The following is a 22,597-nucleotide window of genomic DNA, read 5'->3' on the forward strand; positions in this document are numbered from 1 at the left end:
CACCCGCATCCCGTCGACCTCCCCCGGCCGGTCCCGCCACCGGCCGGGGACCCGCAGCGAATCTGGAGCACGATGTCCATGACCGAGCGTCCCTCCCAGCGCCTCCCACTCACCGGGGCCCAGACCGGTGTCTGGTACGGCCAGCGGCTCGATCCCGACTCCCCGGTCTACAACGTCGGCCAGTACGTCGAGATCGACGGCCCGCTGGACGCCGGACTGTTCGTGACGGCGCTGCGGCGGACGGTCTCCGAGAGCGAGGCCCTGACGGCGCGCTTCGCGGAGGGCCCCGACGGCGAGCCGTACCAGGTCGCCTGGAGCGGGCCTGCTGCCGGGCCGCTGGTCGCCGTACTCGACCACACCGGCCAGGACGACCCGTACGGCACCGCGCTGGCCCTCATGCGCGCCGACATGGCGCGCCCGGTGGACCCGGTCCGGGACTCCCTGTACGTGTTCACGCTGCACAAGGTCGGCCCGAGCCGCACCCTCTGGTACCAGCGGGCCCATCACCTCGTGCTCGACGCCTTCGGCTTCTCCCTGGTCTCCCGCCGCACCGCCGAGGTCTACACGGCCCTCGTCGCCGGCGAGGAGCCGACGCCCGACCCGTTCGGCGGGCTCGAGGTGATCCTCGCCGAGGAGCACGCCTACCGGACCTCCCCGCGGTTCACCGAGGACCGCGCCTACTGGCTGGAGCGGCTCGCGGACCACCCCGAGCCGGAGCCGCTGAGCGGTGCCCGCTTCCCCGCGGCCCACGCCTTCCTGCGCGACGGCGCCACGCTCACGCAGCAGGAGACGGCCGGTCTGCTGGCCATCGCCCGCGCGGCGAAGGCGAGTTGGGCCGATGTGATGACCGCCGCCTTCGCCGCCTACCTGCACCGGGCCACCGGCAGCCGGGACGTCCTGCTGTCGCTGCCCGCCATGGCGCGGCTCGGCTCGGCCGCGCTCAAGGTGCCGTCCATGGTCGTCAACGTGCTGCCGTTGCGTGTGGCCGTGCGCCCGCAGACCCCGCTGGCCGAACTGGTCGCCGCGGTCGCGGCCGACGTCCGTGACCTGCGCCGCCACCAGCGCTACCGCGCCGAGGACATCCGCCGCGACCTCGGTCTGTCCGGCCGCGAACAGGGCCTGCTGGGGCCCATGGTCAACATCAAGGCCTTCGACAACTCCCTCGACTTCGCCGGAGCGGCCGGCTCCGTGCACAACGTCGCCGCCGGGCCCGTGGACGACCTCACCCTCGGCGTCCACCACGATGCCTCCGAGGGCCGGATCCGCTTCGAGCTCGACGCCAACCCGCAGGCGTACGACGCCGGGACGCTGGCCGCGCGCCGCGCCGAGTTCGCGCACTTCCTCCGTGAGGTCGCCGCGGCCGGGCCGCAGGCCCCCGTCGGGCGTCCGGACCTGCTCGCGCCGGCCGCCCGCGACGCCCTGCTGCTGGACCGGAACGACACCGACCACCCGGTCCCCGCCGGCACCGTCGTCGACGCCTTCGAGCACGCGGCTCGGCTGCACCCCGAGGTGCCCGCCGTGATCGCGGGCGCGGACACCCTCGACTACGCCGCCCTGGAGGAGCGCGCCAACCGGCTCGCCCGCCTGCTCATCGGCCGCGGCGCCGGCCCGGAGAGCATCGTCGGCCTCGCCCTGCCCCGTACCGCCGATCTCGTGGTGGCGCTGCTGGCCGTGATGAAGGCGGGCGGCGCCTATCTGCCGCTCGACCTCGACTACCCCGCCGACCGGCTGGAGTTCATGGTCGAGGACGCCCGCCCGCTGTGTGTGCTGACCACCCTGGACCGCGCGGCCGGCGCCCCGGTCGTGGACGGGGTCGAGACCGTCGTCCTCGACGCCCCCGACTCCCTCGCCGAGCTCGCCGACACCGCCGCCGACGCCCCCACGGACGCGGACCGCACCGCGCCGCTGACCGGCGGCCACCCCGCGTACGTGATCTACACCTCCGGGTCCACGGGTCGCCCCAAGGGGGTCGTCGTCCCGCACGCGGCCCTGGCCAACTTCCTGCGCATGCAGGCCCACGAGCTCGAACTGGCCCCCGGTCAGCGGCTGGTCGCGGTCACCACCATCTCCTTCGACATCGCCGCCCTGGAGATCCACACCCCGCTGATCAGCGGGGCCACGGTGGTCCTGGCCGACCGCGACACCGTACGGGACCCGGCCGCGCTCGCCACGCTCGTCGACGCCCACCGTCCCGCCGTCATGCAGGCCACCCCCTCGCTGTGGCACGCCCTGCTGGAGGACGGCCGCCCGGCCTCGCTCGACGGCACCCGGGTGCTCGTCGGCGGGGAGGCCCTGCCCGCCGCCCTCGCCGAACGCCTCGCGCGCACCGCGCGCTCGGTCACCAATGTGTACGGCCCCACCGAGGTCACCGTCTGGGCGACCTCCCGCCGGCTCGACCCCGGGCACACCGGGGTCCCGGACATCGGGGTGCCGTTCTGGAACACCCGCGCCCATGTCCTGGACGGGGCCCTGCGCCCGGTCGGCGTCGGCCGCCCCGGTGAGCTGTATCTCGCCGGGGACCAGCTGGCCCGCGGCTACCTCGGCCGCCACGCCCTGACGGCGGAACGTTTCGTCGCGGACCCGTACGGGCCGCCCGGTAGCCGGATGTACCGGACGGGCGACCTCGTGCGCCGCCACGCGGACGGCCGGATCGCCTTCCTCGGCCGCGTCGACGACCAGGTCAAGCTGCGCGGCTTCCGCATCGAACCGGGCGAGATCGAGAGCGCGCTGACCGCCGGTGAGGGCGTGGACCGGGCCGTGGCCCTGGTCCGCGAGGACCTGCCCGGCTTCCCGCACCTCGTCGGCTACGTCACCCCCGCCGCCCAGGGGTCCGCCCCCGATCCGGCGGGCCTGCGCCGGGCCCTGGGCGAGCGACTGCCCGAGTACATGGTCCCGTCCGCCGTGGTCGTGCTCGACGCCTTCCCACTTACGGCCAACGGCAAGATCGACCGTCGATCCCTGCCCGCGCCCGACCTGGCCGCCCTGACGGGCACCGGGGCACGGGCGCCGCGCGGCGCCCGCGAGGAGATCCTCTGCGGGATCTTCGCCGATGTGCTCGGCCTGGAATCCGTGGGCCCCGACGACGACTTCTTCACCCTCGGCGGCCACTCGCTGCTGGCCGCACGCGTGATCGCCCGGGTGCGGACGGCCCTGGACACCGAGTGCGGGATCCGGGACGTCTTCGAGGCGCGGACGGTGGCCGCGCTCGCCGCGCTGCTGGGCGGGCGCACGGCGGCCGCCCGTCCGGCGCCCGTCGCGGGTCCGCGCCCCGACCCGCTGCCGCTCTCGTACGCGCAGCAGCGCCTGTGGTTCGTGCACCAGGTGGAGGGCGCGAGCGCCACCTACAACATCCCGTTCGTGGTGCGCTTCGACACGGCTCCGGACGCGGACGCCCTGGACGCGGCCCTGCGGGACGTGGCGGGCCGCCACGAGACCCTGCGCACGGTCTTCGGGGAGCGGGACGGTGAGCCGTACCAGCGGGTGCTGGACGTGGCGGAGGCCGGAGTGCGGCTGCACGTCCACGACGTGGCCGCGGACGGGTTCGAAGGCGCGGTCCGGGCGGCGCTGGGACACCTCTTCGACCTGTCCGGGGAGGCCCCTCTGCGGGTGACGCTGGTACGTGACGCGGCCGGCGGGGAACACGCCCTGGTGGTCCTGCTGCACCACATCGCGAGCGACGAATGGTCGATGGGGCCGTTCCTGCGCGACCTGGAGCGGGCGTACGCGGCCCGGTGCGCGGGAGAGGACCCGGAGCTCGGGGTTCCGGCCGTGCAGTACGCCGACTTCGCGCTCTGGCAGCGGGAGCTGCTGGGCTCGGCGCGGACCCCCGGTTCGCTCGCCGCCACCCAGGCGGCGTACTGGCGCGAGGCCTTGGCGGAGCTGCCGCCGGAGGCGGGGCTGCCGGCCGACCGGCCGCGCCCGGCCGTGGCCGACCCGGCCGGGGCCATGGTCTTCAAGGCGGTGCCGCGCGAACTGGCGGCCGCGGTGCGCTCGCTGGCCCGCGAGACCGGCACCAGCGTGTTCATGGTGGTGCACGCGGCGGTGGCCGCGGTGCTGCACCGGCTCGGCGCGGGCGAGGGCATCGTGCTCGGCAGCCCTGTGGCCGGCCGCAGCGACAGCGCGCTCGACGAGCTCGTCGGCTTCTTCGTCAACACGGTGGTGCTGCGCACCGACCTGTCCGGCGACCCGTCCTTCACCGAGCTGCTGGACCGGGTCCGGGCGGCCGACCTGGCCGCGCTCGACCACGCCGACCTGCCCTTCGACTCGGTGGTGGAGGAGGTCAATCCGCAGCGCTCGCTCTCCCGCCACCCGCTGTTCCAGACGATGGTCTCGCACAGCACGGTGACCCAGGACGTCGCGAACCTCCTCGGGTACCCGGCCCGGGTGGACCGGGTGGATCCCGGTGTCACCAAGTTCGACCTGGACATCACCTTCTCGGACGCGGCGCACAGCGAGGACCTCGAACTGGAGGTGTTCTACGCGACCGCGCTGTTCGACCGTCCGACCGTGGACACCTTCGTCCGGCGGCTGCTGCGCGCGCTCGCCGCTGCGGTGGCGGCCCCGGCGGACCCGGTGTCCTGGTGGGAGCTGCGGGACGAGGCCGAACGGGCCCGACTGACCCGCTGGAACGACACGGACCGGCCGGTGGAGCCGGGTGCGGTGACCGAGGTGTTCGCCGCCCGTGCGGCGGCGTCTCCCGACGCGGTGGCCGTGGTCGCCGGGGACGAGCGCCTCACCTTCGCCGAACTGGAGGACCGCGCGGGCCGGCTGGCAGCCCTGCTGGCCGGACGCGGCGTCGGCCCGGACACCGTGGTGGCCCTGGCCGTACCGCGTTCCGCCGGGACCGTGGTGGCCACGCTCGCCGTCCTGAAGGCGGGCGGCGCCTATCTGCCGCTGGACCTGGACCACCCGGCCGAGCGGATCGCGTACATGCTCGGGGACGCGGCGCCCGTGTGCGCGGTGACCACGCGGGCGGTCGCGGACCGGCTCCCGGGCGTGGACCTGGTGGTGCTGGACGACCCGGAGACGCTGCAGGCACTGGCGGCCGCCGTGCCCGGGGCCGATGTGCCCGTGGACCCCGAGCACGCCGCGTACGTCATCTACACCTCCGGCTCCACCGGCCGGCCCAAGGGGGTCGTGCTCCGGCACGCCGGTCTGACCCGGCTCTTCCGCGACCACGACCGGGAGCTGTACGGGCCGGTCGCCGAGCGGCTCGGACGCCGGGTGCGGGCGCTGCACACCGCCTCCTTCTCCTTCGACTCCTCGTGGGAGCAGCTGCTGTGGCTGGTCGCCGGGCACGAGCTGCACGTCCTCGACGAGTACGGGCGCCGGGACGCGGACGCCGTCGTGGCCTACGTGCGGGCGGAGCGGATCGACACGCTCGACGTCACCCCCTCGTACGGACGGCAGCTGGTCGACGCCGGTCTGCTGACCGGCGAGTGGCGGCCGCCGCTCTTCCTCCTGGGCGGCGAGGCGGTGCCGCCCGCGCTGTGGGAGGAGCTGCGCGCCGTCCCCGGGGTGGAGGTCGTCAACTACTACGGGCCGACCGAGTTCACGGTGGACGCCCTGGTGGCGCGGGTGGGCGACTGCGTCTCGCCGGTGGTGGGCCGGCCGCTGGACAACAGCCGGGCGCACGTGCTGGACGGGCGGCTGCGGCCGGTGCCCGTGGGGGTGCCGGGTGAGCTGTACCTGGCGGGTGAACAGAACGCCCGTGGCTACCTGGGCCGGTTCGCGCTCACGGCGGAACGTTTCGTCGCAGATCCGTTCGGTTCTCCGGGCTCTCGGATGTACCGCACGGGCGACCTCGTGCGGTGGCGGGCCGACGGCTTGCTGGAGTTCCTCGGCCGCGTCGACGACCAGGTCAAGATCCGCGGCTTCCGGGTGGAGCCGGCCGAGGTCGAGGCCGAACTCGCCGCCTTGGACGGGGTGACCTCGGCCGCCGTGGTGGTCCGCGAGGACACCCCGGGCCTGCCGCGGCTCGTCGGCTACGTCACGGGTGCGGCCGATCCGGTCCGGCTGCGGGCCGAGCTGGCCGATCGGCTGCCCGAGCACCTGGTCCCGGCCGCCGTGATGGTGCTGCCGGTGCTGCCGACGAACGTGAACGGCAAGCTGGACAAGGCCGCGCTGCCGATTCCGGTCGCGCAGGCCGAGGCCGGCGGACGGGCGCCGAGCGGGGCTGCCGAGGAGCGGATCGCCGAGGCCTTCGCCCAGGTCCTGGGAGTTCCCTCGGTCGGCGCCGACGAGGACTTCTTCCGCCTCGGCGGGCACTCCCTGCTCGCCACCCGCCTGGTGGCCCGTGTCCGGACGGCGCTCGGCGTCGACTGCACGGTGCGGGACGTGTTCGAGCTGCGTACGGTCGCGGCCCTCGCGGAGCGGGTGGCCGGCCGCCGGTCGGTGGTCCGCCCCGCGCTGACCGCCCGTACGCGGCCGGAGCGACTCCCGCTGTCGTACGCCCAGGCGCGGCTGTGGTTCCTGCACCGGATGGAGGGCCCGAACGCCACGTACAACATCCCGCTGGCCCTGCGGCTGCGCGGGGAGCTGGACCTGGCCGCCCTGGAGGCGGCCGTGCACGAGGTGACGGCCCGCCACGAGGCGCTGCGTACCGTCTTCGCGGAGGATGCCGAGGGCCCGTACCAGCGGGTGCTCGCTGCGTCGGACGTGGCCGTGCCCTTCGCGGTGGCCGATGTGGAGCCGGCCGATCTGGGCCGGAGCATCGACGCGGCGGCCGGTCACGCCTTCGACCTGGGCACCGAGACGCCGCTGCGGGTGAGCGTGCTGCGCACCGCCGCCGACGACCAGGTGCTTCTCCTGCTGCTGCACCACATCGCCGGTGACGAGTGGTCGGCCGGACCGCTGCTGGCCGACCTGGCCGCCGCATACGCGGCCCGGTGCGCGGGCGGGGTCCTGGAGACCGCGCCGCCCGCCGTCCAGTACGCGGACTACGCGCTCTGGCAGCGCGAACTGCTGGGCGACGCGGCGGTACCCGGATCGGTCGCGCACGACCAGGCCGGCTTCTGGCGCGAGGCCCTGGCCGGGCTGCCCCAGGAACTGGCGCTGCCGCTCGACCGCCCGCGTCCGGTCCGCCCCACGCACGAGGGCCGGACCGTGTCCCTGCCCCTGCCCCAGGACCTGGTGCAGGGACTGGAGGTGCTCGCCCGGGACCGCGGCACCACGATGTACACGGTGGTGACCGCCGCCGTCGCGGCGCTGCTGCACCGGCTCGGCGCGGGTGAGGACATCCCGCTGGGCAGCCCGGTCGCGGGGCGCGGCGAGGAGGCCTTGGACGCACTGGTCGGGTTCTTCGTGAACACCCTGGTCATCCGGGCCGACCTGGCGGGCGAGCCGTCGTTCGCCGAACTGTTGCGCCGGACGGCCTCCTTCGGAGCGGCCGCCCTCGCGCAGGCCGACCTGCCCTTCGACGCGGTCGTCGAGGCCGTCGATCCGGAGCGCTCGCTCGCGCGGCACCCGCTGTTCCAGACGATGGTGGCCTACGAGGACGGCGGCGCCGAGCCGCTGCGCGCCTTCGGCTCCCTGCCGGCCGAGGAGTTCCCGGTCCAGGCCGGGGACGCCAAGTTCGACCTGGAGATCCTCTTCCGCCGCACCCCGGGCACCGATGGCTCGCCCACCGCGATGACCTGCGGCGTGCGGTACGCGACGGACCTCTTCGACGCGGAGACCGTACGGTCGTTGCTGACCCGGCTGTTGCGGCTGCTCGGCGCGGCCGCGGCGGCCCCGGAGGTTCCGCTCGCCGAGCTGGAGCTGCTCGACCCCGCCGAGCGCGCCCAGCTGCTGGAGGGGTGGAACGACACCGTCCGGCCGGTGGCGCCGCAGACCCTGGACTCGCTGGCCGCGGCGGGCTCCCGGCGCGATCCGTTGGCGCCGGCCCTCGTCTTCGAGGGGGTCGAGCTCTCGCGGGCCGACTTCGAGGAGCGGGTGAACCGGCTGGCGCGGCTGCTGATCGACCGTGGGGTCGGCCCGGAGTCGGTGGTGGCCGTGGCCCTGCCGCGCTCCTTCGACCTCGTCGTCGCCCTGCACGCGGTGGTCCGGGCCGGCGGCGCGTACCTCCCGCTCGACCTCGGCCTGCCGACCGAGCGCCTCGCGTACATGGCGGAGACGGCCGCGCCCGTCTGCCTGCTGACGGACCTGCCCTCGCTGGGGGCGCTGCCGGAGCTGCCCGACACCGAGATCCTCGTCCTGGACGCGCCGGAGCGGGCGGCCGAGCTGGCCGCGCTGCCGGGCGGTCCGGTCGTGGACGCGGAGCGGCGCGCACCGCTGCTCCCCCGCCACCCCGCCTACGTGATCTTCACCTCGGGTTCCACCGGGATGCCCAAGGGCGTGCTGGTCGAGCACGAGGCGATCGTCAACCGCCTGCGCTGGATGCAGGACGCGTACGGTCTCGACTCCACCGACCGGGTGCTGCAGAAGACCCCGGCGAGCTTCGACGTGTCGGTGTGGGAGTTCTTCTGGCCGCTCGCCGAGGGCGTGCCGCTGGTCATCGCCCGCCCCGAGGGCCACAAGGACCCCCGCCACCTCGCCGAGCTGATCCGCGAACAGCGCGTGTCGGTGCTGCACTTCGTGCCGTCCATGCTCGCCGCGTTCCTGGGTGAGGCCGACCTCGCGGACTGCCCGTCGCTGCGCCTGGTGGTGTGCAGCGGCGAGGCCCTGCCGCGCGAGCTCGTCACCCGCTTCCACGCGTCCGCTCCGGGCGGTTCCACCCGGCTGGTGAACCTGTACGGCCCCACCGAGGCGGCCGTCGACGTCACCGCCGCCGACTGCCTGTCCAGCGGCTCGGGTGCCGCGTCCGCGTCCTCCTCGGCCTCCATCGGCAGCCCCGTGTGGAACACGCGTGTCTATGTCCTGGACGCCCGGCTGCGGCCGGTGCCCGTCGGGGTCCCCGGCGAGCTGTACCTGGCCGGCGTCCAGCTGGCCCGCGGCTACCTCGGCCGCCCCGCGCTGACCGGCGAGCGCTTCGTCGCCGACCCGTACGGGGCTCCCGGCGCCCGCATGTACCGCACCGGCGACCTGGTGCGCCGGAGCCGGGACGGGCGGCTGGAGTACCTGGGCCGGACCGACGACCAGGTCAAGCTGCGCGGCTTCCGCATCGAACTCGGCGAGATCCAGGCCGTCCTGACGGGCGCGCCCGAGGTGGCGCAGGCCGCCGTCGTCGTCCGCGAGGACCGACCCGGCGTACGGCGCCTCGTCGCCTACGTGGTCCCCGCGCCCGGCGCCGCGCCGGACCAGGCCGCCCTGCGCACCCTGGCCGCGGCCCGACTGCCCGAGTACATGGTCCCCTCCGAGGTCATCGAGCTGGAGGCGCTGCCGCTCTCCGCGAACGGCAAGCTGGACCGGCGGGCGCTGCCCGCGCCCGCCGCGCCGGTCGCGGGTGCCTCGCGGGCTCCGCGCGACGCCCGTGAGGAGATCCTCGCGGGGATCCTGGCCGACGTACTGGGCCTGGAGTCGGTCGGGGTGGAGGACGACTTCTTCGCCCTCGGCGGCCACTCGCTGCTCGCCGCCCGCGCGGTGGGTCGGTTCCGGGCCGCTCTGGACGTGGACTGCGCCATCCGGGACCTGTTCGAGGCGCGGACGGTGGCCGCCCTGGCCGCCCTCCTCGCGGAGCGCTCCGGTGCGGGGCGTCCGCGTCTCGCGGCGGCCGCGCCGCGGCCCGAGCGGCTTCCCCTGTCCTTCGCGCAGCGCAGGCTGTGGCTGCTGGACAGCGTGCGCGGTCCGAGCACCACCTACAACGTGCCGCTCGCGGTGCGGCTGAGCGGGCCGGTGGACACCGCGGCCCTGGCGGCGGCCGTCAGGGACCTGGTCGCCCGGCACGAGAGCCTGCGGACGGTGTTCCGTGAGGACGAGGGCGAGCCGTACCAGGTGGTCGTGCCGGCCGAACGGGCCGGTGTGGCACTGAGCGTGCGCGAGGTACCGGCGGACCGGCTGGAGGAGGAGGCCGTCCGCGCCGGCAGGTACGTCTTCGACCTGGCGGCCGAGCCGCCGGTGCGGGTCACGCTGCTGCGGGCCGCGCCCGAGGACCATCTGCTGGTGGTCCTGGTGCACCACATCGCGACGGACGAGGGGTCGGCCGGCCCGCTGCTGGCAGACCTGGACCGCGCGTACACCGCCCGGTCGGCGTGCGCGGAGCCCGCCTTCGCCCCGCTTCCGGTGCAGTACGCCGACTTCGCGCTGTGGCAGCGGGAGTTGCTCGGTGACGCGGCCGATCCGGAGTCGGTGGCGGGCCGGCAGGCCGCGTACTGGCGGCAGGCGCTGGCCGACGCCCCGGCCGAACTGGCCCTGCCCGCCGACCGACCGCGGCCGGCGTCCCCCTCGTACGAGGGGGACGTGGTGACCTTCGAGGTCCCGGCGCGGACCGGAGCGGGGCTCGCGCGGATCGCCCGCGCGGGCGGCGCGACGCTGTTCATGGTGGCGCACGCGGCCGTCGCCGCGTTGCTGCACCGACTGGGCGCGGGTGAGGACATCCCGCTGGGCAGCCCCGTCTCGGCCCGGGAGGGTGAGGAACTCGACGGGCTCGTCGGCTTCTTCCTGAACACGTTGGTGCTGCGCGCGGACCTGTCCAGGGACCCGAGCTTCGCCGAGCTGGTGGCGCGGGTGCGCGACACGGGGCTTACGGCCTTCGCGCATGCCGATCTGCCGCTGGAGGCGGTCGTCGAAGCGGTGGATCCGGAGCGGAGCCGTTCCCGCAATCCGCTGTTCCAGACGATGGTGACCTACCACTCCGTGGGCAGCGCGGTGCCTGAGCTGTTCGGGCTGCCTGCGCGGGAGGTCACCGTGGAGACCGGTGGGGCCAAGTTCGATCTGGAGATCGCCTTCGGGGCCTCCGAGGAGCACGGCGCGATCGCGGGCGGTATCCGCTTCGCCTCCGACCTCTTCGACCGCACGACGGTCGAACTGCTCGCCAGGCGGCTGCTGTTGCTGCTGGACGCCGTCGTGGAGGCGCCCGAGCGGCCGGTCTCGGCGATCGAGGTGATGGACCCGGCGGAGCGCGATCTCGCGCTGCACGGCTGGAACGACACCGGCCACCCGCTGGGTGGGGCGCGGACGCTGGCCGCCCTCGTGGCGGCGGGCGCGAAGCAGGAGACCGGCCCCGCGCTGGTCTTCGAGGGGGTCGAGCTCTCGCGGGCCGACTTCGAGGAGCGGGTGAACCGGCTGGCACGGCTGCTGATCGACCGTGGGGTCGGCCCGGAGTCGGTGGTGGCCGTGGCCCTGCCGCGCTCCTTCGACCTCGTCGTCGCCCTGCACGCGGTGGTCCGGGCCGGCGGCGCGTACCTCCCGCTCGACCTCGGCCTGCCGACCGAGCGCCTCGCGTACATGACCCGGACCGCCGAGCCGGTACTGATCCTTACCGACACACTGTCGGGAACCTCGCTCGCGCCCGAAGTGGGCGGGGAACGGATCCTGTTGGACTCCCCCACGGTCCGGACCCGGCTGGCCGCACTGGCCGGCTCGGACCTGGCCGAGGCGGAGCGGCGCGCGCCCCTGCTCCCCCACCACCCCGCCTACGTGATCTTCACCTCCGGCTCCACCGGCATGCCCAAGGGCGTGCTGGTCGAGCACGAGGCGATCGTCAACCGCCTGCGCTGGATGCAGGACGCCTACACCCTGCGCCCGGGAGACCGGGTGCTCCAGAAGACCCCGGCGAGCTTCGACGTCTCCGTCTGGGAGTTCTTCTGGCCGCTCGCCGAGGGCGTGCCGCTGGTCGTCGCCCGCCCCGACGGGCACAAGGACCCGCTGTACCTCGCCGAGCTGATCCGCGAACAGCGCGTCTCCGTGCTGCACTTCGTCCCGTCCATGCTCGCCGCCTTCCTCGGCGAGACCGAGGTCGCCGACTGCCCGAGCCTGCGGCTGGTCGTGTGCAGCGGCGAGGCCCTGCCGAGCGAGCTCGTCGGCCGATTCCACACCTCGGCCGCCGGCGCCCCGGTGGCACTGGAGAACCTCTACGGACCCACCGAGGCGGCCGTCGACGTCACCTCCGGCGCCTGCACCGCGCTCACCGCCACCGAGGGACGGGCCTCGGCCTCGATCGGCCTGCCGGTCTGGAACACCCGTCTGTACGTGCTCGACGACCGGCTGCGGCCGGTGCCCGTCGGGGTCCCCGGCGAGCTGTACCTGGCCGGCGTCCAGCTGGCCCGCGGCTACCTCGGCCGCCCCGCGCTGACCGGCGAGCGCTTCGTCGCCGACCCGTACGGGGCTCCCGGTACCCGGATGTACCGCACCGGCGACCTCGTACGGCGCCTGGCCGACGGCCGCATCGACTACCTGGGCCGCACCGACGACCAGGTCAAGCTGCGCGGCTTCCGCATCGAACTCGGCGAGATCGAGGCCGTCCTGACGGGCGCGCCCGAGGTGGACCGGGCCGCGGTCGTCGTCCGCGAGGACCGGCCCGGCGTACGACGCCTGGTGGCCTACGCGGTGCCCGCGCCCGGCGCCACGCTCGACCGGGTCGCCCTGCGCGCCCTGGCGGCCGCCCGCCTGCCCGAGTACATGGTCCCGGCGGTGTTCACGGAGTTGGAGCGGCTGCCGCTGTCCCCCAACGGCAAGCTCGACCGGCGGGCGCTGCCCGCGCCGGTGATCCCCACGCCGGCCGCGCCCGCCGCCCCGGCCGCCCAGGTGCCCGCCGGCACCCCCGAGCAGATCCTGTGCGCGCTGATGGGCGAGGTGCTGGGCCTGCCCGGCGTCGGCCCCGACGCCAACTTCTTCGAGCTCGGCGGCGACAGCATCGTCTCCATCCGGCTGGTGGGGCTGGCCCGCAAGGCCGGGCTGACCGTCTCCGCCCGGCAGATCTTCACGCACCCGACCCCGGCCGCGCTGGCCTCGGTCGCCACGGCGGCGGAGCCCTCGGCCGCGCCCCCCGCCCGTACGGCCGACGCGGGTCCCGGCCCGCTGCCGCTGCCGCCGGTGGCGTCCTGGTTGGCCGAACGGGGCGGCCCCTTCGCCTCGTTCGCGCAGGCCCGGCTGGTCCGGCTGCCCGCCGGGGCCCGGCGCCCGCACCTCACGGCCGCGCTGCAGGCCGTACTGGACCACCACGACGGGCTGCGCCAGCAGCTGACCGTGCCCCGTCCCGGGGTGTGGAGCGCGGAGATCCGGCCGACGGGCGCGGTGGACGCCTCCGCCGTCCTGGACGGCGTGGACGCGGTCGGCCTGTCCGACGCGGCCCTGCGCGAACTGGTCGCCGCCGAGTCCGAGCGGATCTGGCGCCTGCTGGACCCCGAGGCGGGGACCCTCGTACGCGCCGTACACCTCGACCGGGGTCCGGCCGAGCCCGGCCGGCTGCTGCTCGTCGTCCACCACCTCGCGGTGGACGAGGTGTCCTGGCAGATCCTGCTGCCCGACCTGGAGGCGGCCCACGAGGCCGCCGCCGCGGGCCGGACACCGGACCTGGAGCCGGTCGGGACCCCGCTGCGGGCCTGGACCACGCACCTGCTGGCCGAGGCGCAGAGCCCGCGCCGCACCGCCGAGCTGGACCGCTGGCTGGCCGCCGCCCCCGGCGGGCCGCTGCTCGCCGGACGTCCGCTGGACCCGTCCACGGACACGGCGGCCACGGCGCGCCGGCTGTCCGTACGGATCTCCGCCGAGCGCACGGCCCCGCTGCTCCAGGCCGTTCCGGCCGCCTTCCACGGCACCGTCGGGGACGCCCTGCTGAGCGCGCTGGTCCTGACGGTCGGCGACTGGGCGACCCGCTCGGGCCGGGTCCGGACGGACGGGTTCACGGTGGACCTGGAGGGTCACGGCCGGGAGCAGGAACTGCTGCCGGGCGCCGACCTCACCCGCACGGTGGGCTGGCTGACCAGCATCCACCCGCTGCGGCTGCCGCTGGGAGCGTACGACCCGACAGCGGTCGCCGCCGGGCGCGCGGACGCCGGAGCGCTCCTCAAGGAGGTCAAGGAGCTGCTGCGGGCGGTGCCCGACGGCGGGCTGGGCGCCGGCCTGCTCCGCTACAACAACCCGGCCACGGCGCGGCTGTTCGACCCGGCGGCCCGCGCCGAGATCCTGTGGAACTACCTGGGTCGGCAGACCGGCCGGGCCGATTCCGTCTGGGGCCCGGCCCCGGAGGCGGACGCCCTGTCCGCCCGCCCCGACCCGGCGATGCCGCTCTCCCACGTACTGGAGATCACCGCGGAGATCACCGACGGGGACGGCGGGCCGGAACTCACCGCCCACTTCATCTGGGCGGGCGAGGCGCTCTCCCAGGACACCGTGGGGCAGCTCGCGGACGGCTGGACGGCCGCCGTGGACGCCCTCGCCGCCTGGGCCGACGGCGGCACGTCCGCGGGGTACACCCCCTCGGACCTCGACCTGGTCGATCTCGACCAGGACCAGATCACCATGCTCGAAGAAATGTGGAGGGCCCAGCAGTGACGCAGGCTCGAATAGAGGACATGCTTCCGCTGTCCCCCTTGCAGCAGGGCATGCTGTTCCATTCCGTCTACGACGCGAGCGCGCCGGACGTGTACACGGTGCAGGTCTCCGTGTCGCTGGCCGGCCCCGTGGACGCGGACCGGCTGGAGCGGGCGGGCGCGGCTCTGCTGCGCCGCCACCCCAACCTGCGGGCCGGCTTCTGGCACGAGGGGGTGCCGCAGCCGGTGCAGTTCGTGCCGGCCGAGGTGACCTTCGCGCTCGGCCGGGCGGACCTGTCGGCCGACCCCTCGCCGGCCGCCGTGCGCCGCGTGGAACGGGCCGAGCTGGACCGGCGGTTCGCGCTGCACCGGCCGCCGCTGCTGCGGTTGCTCCTGGTGCGCCGGGGCCCGGACGACCACCTCCTCGTGGTCACCGTGCACCACATCCTGGTCGACGGCTGGTCGATGCCGCTGCTCGTCGGGGATCTCCTCGCGCTGTACGAAAGCGACGGCGACACCTCGGCGCAGCAGCCCGTACGCCCCTACCGCGACTACCTCAAGTGGCTGAAGGCCCAGGACGTCCCGGCCGCCGAGGGCGCCTGGCGCTCCGCGCTGGCCGGGTTGGACGAGGCCGTGCTGGTGGCCCCGGCCGACCCGTCCCGTACCGCGGTGCGGCCCGGTGTGCACCGGGTGGAGCTGTCGGAGGCGGCCACCGGCCGGCTGACGGCCGCGGCCCGGTCGCTGGGCACCACGCCCAGTACGGTGATCCAGGCGGTGTGGGGGCTGCTGCTCGGCAGCCTGACGGGCCGCCGGGACGTGGTCTTCGGGCTGACCGTCGCGGGCCGGCCCGAGGAGCTCCCCGGTGTGGAGTCGATGGTCGGACTGTTCATCACCACCGTCCCGGTGCGGCTCACGGCCCGGCCGTGGGAGAGCGTCGCGGAGCTGCTGAGACGGTTCCGGGACGAGCAGAACGCGCTGCTCGCCCACCACCACCTGGGCCTGCGGCTGATCCAGAAGCAGGCGGGCGGCGGCGAGCTGTTCGACACCCTCGTCGTCATCGAGAACTACCCGGTGGACCCCTCCGCCAGGGCGCCGCTGGCCGACGGGGTGCGGGTGACGGGCGTGGAGGCCCGGGACGGCACTCACTTCCCGCTCACCCTGTCCGTGTCCCTCGACGAGCGGGCCGAGCTGGCCCTGGAGTACCGGCCGGACCTGTTCGACCCCCGGACCGCCGCCCGGGTGGCCGAGCGGTTCACCGTCCTGCTGGACCAGGTCGCGGGCGATCCGGGCCGGCCGGTGGGAACCCTGGAGCCGCTGACCGCCGCCGACCGCGCGGAGCTGCGTACCGCGGAAGCGGGCACCGCGCGCGACGTGGCCGACGGTACGGTCGCCGACCGGTTCGCCGAGCAGGCCGCCGCCACCCCGGACGCCTGCGCGGTGGTCTGCGGACCCGACCGGCTGACCTTCGCGGAACTCGACGAGCGGGCGGACCGGCTGGCCGCGCTGCTGGCCGCGCGCGGCGCCGGACCCGAGTCCGTCGTGGCGCTGGCCGTGCCGCGCTCGGCCGCATCGGTGGTGGCCGTCCTGGCCGTCCTGAAGTCGGGGGCCGCCTATCTGCCGCTGGACCTCGACTACCCCGCCGACCGGATCGCCCTGATGCTGGACGACGCGGCCCCGGTGTGCGTGCTGACGACGGAGGCGGCGCTCGCGCTGCTGCCCTCCGGGGCGGCGGACGGACCGGAGCGGATCGTGCTGGACTCGGCGGAGACGGCCGCCGAACTCGCGGCGCTCGGCCAGGGTTTCCCCCCGCCGCGCATCGAGTCCGGGCACCCCGCCTACGTGATCTACACCTCCGGTTCCACGGGCCGCCCCAAGGGTGTGGTCCTGACCCACGGCGGTCTGTCGAACCTGTACGCCAACCACGTCGCGGAGGTCTTCGCCCCGGCCGTGGCGGCCGCGGGCGGGCGGCAGCTGCGCGCCCTGCACACCGCCTCCTTCAGCTTCGACACCTCGTGGGAGCAGCTGTTCTGGATGGTCTCGGGGCACGAGCTGCACGTCCTGGACGAGATCGGCCGCCGCGACGCCGAGTTCACCGTGGGCTACGTCCGCGAGCACCGGATCGACGCCATGGACGTGACGCCGACCTACGCCGGGGCCCTGCTGGAGTGGGGGCTGCTGAGCGGCTCGCACCACCGGCCGGGGCTGCTGCTGCTGGGCGGCGAGGCCGTGCCCGAGGCGCTGTGGACCGAGGTCCGCGCCGCCCCCGGGGTCATGTCGGTGAACCTGTACGGGCCCACCGAGTACACGGTGGACGCCCTCGGCGCCGACCTCGCCGACTCGGCCTCCCCGATCGTGGGCCGGCCCATCGGCAACACCTGCGCCCGTGTGCTGGACCCGTCCCTGCGGCCCGCGCCGGCCGGTACCCCCGGTGAGCTGTACCTGGCGGGCCACGGCCTGGCCCGCGGCTACCTGGGCCGGTTCGCGCTGACCGCCGAGCGGTTCGTGGCCGACCCGTACGGTCCGGCGGGCTCGCGGATGTACCGTACGGGCGACCTCGTACGGCTGCGCGCCGACGGGCAGGTGGAGTTCCTGGGGCGGGCCGACGACCAGGTGAAGATCCGCGGCTACCGGATCGAGCTCGGCGAGGTGGAATCGGCGCTGTCCGCGCAGCCCGGTGTGGGCTCGGCGGCCGTGGTGGTCCGCGAGGACACCCCCGGGGTCAAGCGGCTCGTCGGCTACGTGACGGGCCCGGTCGAACCGGCGGCCCTGCGGGAGGCGCTGGCCGTCGTCCTGCCCGACTACATGGTCCCGGCGGCCGTGGTGGTCCTGGACGTGCTGCCGACGAACGTCAGCGGCAAGCTGGACCGGGGCGCGCTGCCCGCGCCCGAGCTGGGTGCGGCGGAGCTGTCCCGGCCGCCGCGGGACGCCCGCGAGGAGGCGCTGTGCGCCGTCTTCGCGCAGGTGCTGGGGCTCGCCTCGGCCGGGATCGACGACGACTTCTTCGCACGGGGCGGGGACAGCATCGTGTCCATCCAGCTGGTGACCCGGGCCCGCAAGGCGGGCCTGGTCCTCACCCCGCGCGACGTGTTCGAGCTGCGGACCGTGGAGCGGATGGCGGCCGCGGCCCGCGACGCCTCGGAGCAGGACGGCGATCACCCGGCGTCGGCCGGCCCGCTCGTGACCCTCGACGCCGGGCAGGAGGCCGCGCTGGCCGCGGTGTTCCCGCAGGTGGCGGAGGTGCTGCCGCTCGCGCCGCTGCAGGAGGGCCTGTACTTCCACGCCGTCTACGACGACCGGGCGCTCGATGTCTACCTGATGCAGAACTTCGTCGAGCTGCTGCACGCCGTCGACGGTCCAGCCCTGCGCGCCGCCTTCGACACCCTGCTGCGCCGCCACCCCAACCTGCGGTCCGGTTTCTGGCACGAGGGCCTGGACGGCCCGGTGCAGGTGGTGCCGGGCGAGTGGGAGCTGCCCTGGCGGGAGATCGACCTCAGCCATCTCGACCGTGCGGCGCAGGACCAGGCGCTGCGGGAGTTCTCGCTGGCCGACGCGGCGACGCGGTTCGACCTGGCGGCGCCTCCGCTGCTGCGCGTGGCCCTGATCCGGTTCTCGGCGGAGCGCTGGATGCTGTGCGTGACGCAGCACCACATCCTGACCGACGGCTGGTCGGAATCGCTGTTCTTCGAGGAGTTGTTCGCCCTGTACGGGCACGGCGGCTCCGTGGACGTGCTGCCGCCCGTGACCCCGTACCGGGACTACCTGCGCCTGCTGGCGGCCGTGGACCGGGACGCCGCCGAGCAGGCCTGGCGTACGCATCTGTCGGGGCTGGACCAGGCCACGCTCGTGGCCCGGGCGGATCCGGACCGGCAGCCGGTGACCGCCGAGGTGGTGGACCTGTCCCTGGACGAGGCCACCAGCGATCGGCTGCGGTCCTTCGCGCGGGGCTGCGGGGTCACCCTCAACACCGTGCTGAGCACGGCCTGGGCGATGACGCTGGCCGGGATGACGGGCCGCGACGACGTGGTGTTCGGCGCCACGGTCTCCGGCCGTCCCGCGGACCTCGCCGGCGTGGACCGGATGATCGGCATGTTCATGAACACGCTGCCGTTCCGGGTCGCCCTGCGCCCCGACGAGCCGCTGCGCGACCTCATGGTGCGGGTGCAGGGCGAGCACGCGGCGCTGCTGCCGCACCACTACGTGGGGCTCGGGCCGATCCAGCAGCTGACCGGCCTCGGGCAGCTCTTCGACACCCTGTACGTGTTCCGCAACACGCCGCTGAACGACGCCGCCCGCGAGGAGGCGGTGGCGGCCCACGCGATCGGCTGGACGCACAGCGTCGACGGCACCCACTACCCGCTGACCCTCGCCGTCACCCCCGGCCCGGCACTGGAGCTGAGCCTCGGCTACCGGCCGGACCTGTACGACGAGGCCACCGCCCGGCACCTGGCGGGCCGACTCGCGCTGCTGGTGGAGCAGCTCGCCGACGGCGGGGCCCTCCCGGTGGGCCGGCTGGTCACGCTGGCGGCCGCGGAGCGGGCCGAACTGTTGGCGACGGGCGACGACATGGGCCACGCGGTCCCGGACACCACGGTGATCGACCTGTTCGCCGAGCAGGCCGCCCGGACCCCCGGGGAGACGGCCCTGGTCTTCGAGGACGAGCGGCTCAGCTACGCGGAGCTCGACGCCCGCGCCAACCGGCTGGCCCGTGCCCTGGTGGCGCGGGGCGCGGGACCGGAGGCCGTGGTGGCCCTGGGGCTGCCCCGGTCGGCGGACTTCGTGGTCGCGCTGTTCGCCGTGCTGAAGACCGGCGCCGCCTATCTGCCGCTGGACCTGGACCACCCCGTGGACCGGCTCGGCGCGATGGTCGCGGACGCGGCCGCGCTGTGCCTGGTCACGACGGCCCCGGTGACGGACCGGGTGCCGGTGGTGGAGGGCGTACCGGCGCTGCTGCTGGACGACCCGGCGGTGGTGGCCGAACTGGCGGCGCTGCCGGACGGACTCGTGGCGGACGCGGAGCTGACGGGGGTGCGGGACGGCCGGCACCCGGCGTACATCATCTACACCTCCGGCTCGACCGGGCGGCCCAAGGGGGTCGTGGTCCCCTACTCGGGCCTGACCAACATGCTGCTCAACCACCGCGAGCGGATCTTCGCTCCGGCGGTGGCACTGGCGGGCGGGCGCCGGATGAGAGTGGCGCACACCGTGTCCTTCGCCTTCGACATGTCGTGGGAGGAGTTCTTCTGGCTGGTCGACGGGCACGAGGTGCACGTCATCGGCGAGGAGCTGCGCCTGGACCCGGCGGCCCTGACCGCGCACTACGACCGCGTGGGCATCGACGTGGTCAACGTGACGCCGTCCTACGGCCTGCAACTGGTCGAGGCGGGTCTGCTGGACGCGGACCGGCACCGGCCGACGCTGTTCCTGCTGGGCGGCGAGGCGGTGCCGGACGGTCTGTGGGAGCTGCTCAAGCGCACCGAGGGCACCATGGGCTACAACCTGTACGGCCCGACCGAGTACACGATCAACGCGCTGGGCGCCGACGTGGACGACAGCGCCGGCTCCTGCGTGGGCCGGCCGATCCACAACACCCGGGCCTACGTGCTCGACAGCGCCCTGCGGCCGGTCCCGGCGGGCGTGGCCGGTGAGCTCTACCTCGCGGGAGCGGGCCTGGCCCGCGGCTACTTCGGGCGGCCGTCGCTGACCGCGGAGCGGTTCGTCGCGGACCCGTTCGGCGAGCCGGGCACGCTGATGTACCGGACGGGCGACCTGGTGCGGTGGCGCGGGGACGCGCAGATCGACTACCTCGGGCGCGCCGACGACCAGGTCAAGATCCGTGGGTTCCGCATCGAGCTCGGCGAGGTCGAGTCGGCGGTCGCGGCCGAGCCGGGCATCGCGGCGGCGGCCGTGGTCGTCCACACCGGGCCGACCGGCGTCAAGCGGCTGGTCGCCTACACCGTGGCGTCGGCCTCGGACGCGCCCGAACCGGCCGCCCTGCGGGCCCGGCTGTCGGCCAGCCTGCCGGAGTACATGGTTCCGTCGGCCTTCGTGGAGCTGTCGGCGCTGCCGCTGACGGTGAACGGGAAGGTGGACCGGGCGGCGCTGCCGGCCCCCGATCTCGGGGACGCGGGCGGCGGCCGGGCCCCGAAGGACGCCCGCGAGGAGCTGCTCTGCGCGATCTTCGCGGAGGTGCTGGGGCTGGAGCGGGTAGGGGCCGAGGACAACTTCTTCGAGCTCGGCGGCCATTCGCTGCTGGCGATGCGGCTGGTCGGCCGGATCCGCGCATCGCTCGGCACCCCGGTCCAGGTCGGCGCCGTGATGGCCGCGCCGACGGTGGCGGACCTGGCCGCCCGGATCGGCTCGGACGCCCGCCGGGACGCGCTGCGGGTGCTGATGCCGCTGCGGGAACGGGGCACGGCGGCGCCGCTGTTCTGCTTCCACCCGGCGTCCGGTTTCGCCTGGCAGTACACGGGCCTGCTGCGCCACCTGGACGCGGACCGGCCGGTGTACGGACTCCAGTCGCCGGGACTCGCGGGTACGCAGCCGGACGTGGCCGACGTGGCCGCGCTCGCGGAGCTGTACCTGGCGGAGATCCGTACGGTGCAGCCGCAGGGTCCGTACCACTTCCTCGGCTACTCCTTCGGCGGAACGGTGGCGCAGACGCTGGCCGCGCTGCTGCAGGAGCGCGGCGAGGAGGTGGCCTTCCTGGGGCTGCTGGACGCGTACCCGCCGGAGATCGAGGACTGGTCGTACATCGACGCGCCGGACTGGCGCGAGCGCCTGGAACGCGAGGAGAGCGGCTTCCTGCTCTCGGTGGCCGGACTGAACCCGCCGGAGGGCGATGCTCCGGTGGACCGGGCGGAGGCGGTCGGCGCGATCCGCGACAGCCAGGGTCTGCTGGCCGGCTTCGACGAGGCGCTGCTGGGGGCCATCGTCGACACGAACGTGCACTGCGTCCGGCTGCTGTCGCGCAGCCGCACCCTCCGCTACCGCGGTGACGTGCTGTTCTTCACCGCCTCCCGGTCCACCCCGGCGGAGGAGGCGCCGGGGCTGGTCTGGCCCGCGCACCTGGACGGCCGGATCGAGGAGCACGTCCTGGACTGCGCGCACGACGACCTGATGTCCCCCGGGGTCCTGGCGGAGATCGGCCCGGTGCTGGCGCGTGCGCTGGCATCGGCCGAGTCGGCCGCCCGGGACTGACCCCCGGGTGCGGGTGGGGGCGCCCCGTCGCGCCCCCACCCGGAGCGTGCCGAGGCCCTCGTCACAACACGGCCGCCTCGCAGTGTCGTTCAGAATTTTATTAGGTTAGGCTTACCTAAGAATCAAGAAGGGGGCGGCATGTCCGACCACCGTGTGCCCGGCATCCCGGGGACCAGCGGATTCACCGGCAAGGTCGCGCTCGTCACCGGCGCCGGCCAGGGCATCGGCGAGGCCGTCGTCCGTACGCTGTTCCGCCTCGGCGCCACCGTCGCCGCGACGGACGTCCAGGCGAAGGCCGTCGCCGCGCTGGCGGCCGAACTGGACCCGGAGACCGGGCGGGCGCCGTCCGCCGGCGACGGGGCCGTCCGCGCGTACGAGCTCGACGTCACCGACCCGGCGGCCGTCGACCGGACCGTGGAGCGGATCGGGCGGGAACTCGGCCCGATCGACATCCTGGTGAACGTGGCCGGGGTCCTGCGTGCCGCGCCGGTAGCGGAACTGACCGACGAGGACTGGGCGGCCACCTTCGCGGTCAACGTCCAGGGCGTCTTCTTCACGTCCCGCTCCGTCGTCCCCGGCATGGCGGCCCGCGGCGCCGGCAGCGTGATCACCGTCGCCTCGAACGCCGCCGGGATCCCCCGCACCGGCATGGCCGCGTACGCCGCCTCGAAGGCCGCGGCCGTCATGTTCACCAAGTGTCTGGGGCTGGAGTACGCCCGCAGCGGTGTGCGCTGCAACATCGTGGCCCCCGGCTCCACCGACACCCCCATGCAGTGGGCGCTCTGGACCGACCCGCAGGCGCCCGCCCGGGTGCTGGAGGGGGACCTCGCCAGCTACCGGACGGGGATCCCGCTGGGCCGGATCGCCGACCCGCAGGACATCGCGGACGCGGTCGCGTTCCTCGCCTCGGACCAGGCGCGTCACATCACCATGCAGGACCTCTACGTGGACGGCGGAGCCACGCTGCGCTGACCGCGGCATCCCCGTTTCCCCTCGCGCCATGTGCCACACGTGCCACACGCACAGCACGCACAGCACGCACAGCACACGCG

Annotated in this window: 3 protein-coding genes; all 3 read left to right on the top strand. The window is 74.9% G+C overall.

Annotated elements, in window-relative coordinates; translation table 11 throughout:
- The first annotated feature begins 78 nt into the window (after positions 1-78).
- The 3 genes from OG624_RS02240 to OG624_RS02250 all read left to right on the top strand — a co-directional run bounded on the left by OG624_RS02240 (position 79) and on the right by OG624_RS02250 (position 22,517).
- Positions 79-14,370 (top strand): amino acid adenylation domain-containing protein, encoded by a 14,292-nt coding sequence (locus tag OG624_RS02240; protein WP_371638957.1) that lies wholly within the window; start codon positions 79-81, stop codon positions 14,368-14,370.
- A gap of 20 nt (positions 14,371-14,390) precedes the next feature.
- Complete coding sequence (locus OG624_RS02245; protein WP_371638958.1) at positions 14,391-21,545, top strand: amino acid adenylation domain-containing protein; 7,155 nt, start codon at positions 14,391-14,393, stop codon at positions 21,543-21,545.
- Positions 21,546-21,683: 138 nt separating this feature from the next.
- Positions 21,684-22,517, top strand: a complete 834-nt coding sequence (locus tag OG624_RS02250) for a 2,3-dihydro-2,3-dihydroxybenzoate dehydrogenase (RefSeq protein ID WP_033225307.1) — start codon at positions 21,684-21,686, stop codon at positions 22,515-22,517.
- Positions 22,518-22,597 lie beyond the last annotated feature (80 nt).

It is taken from the genome of Streptomyces virginiae (assembly GCF_041432505.1).
In the GTDB taxonomy this organism is placed as follows: domain Bacteria; phylum Actinomycetota; class Actinomycetes; order Streptomycetales; family Streptomycetaceae; genus Streptomyces; species Streptomyces virginiae_A.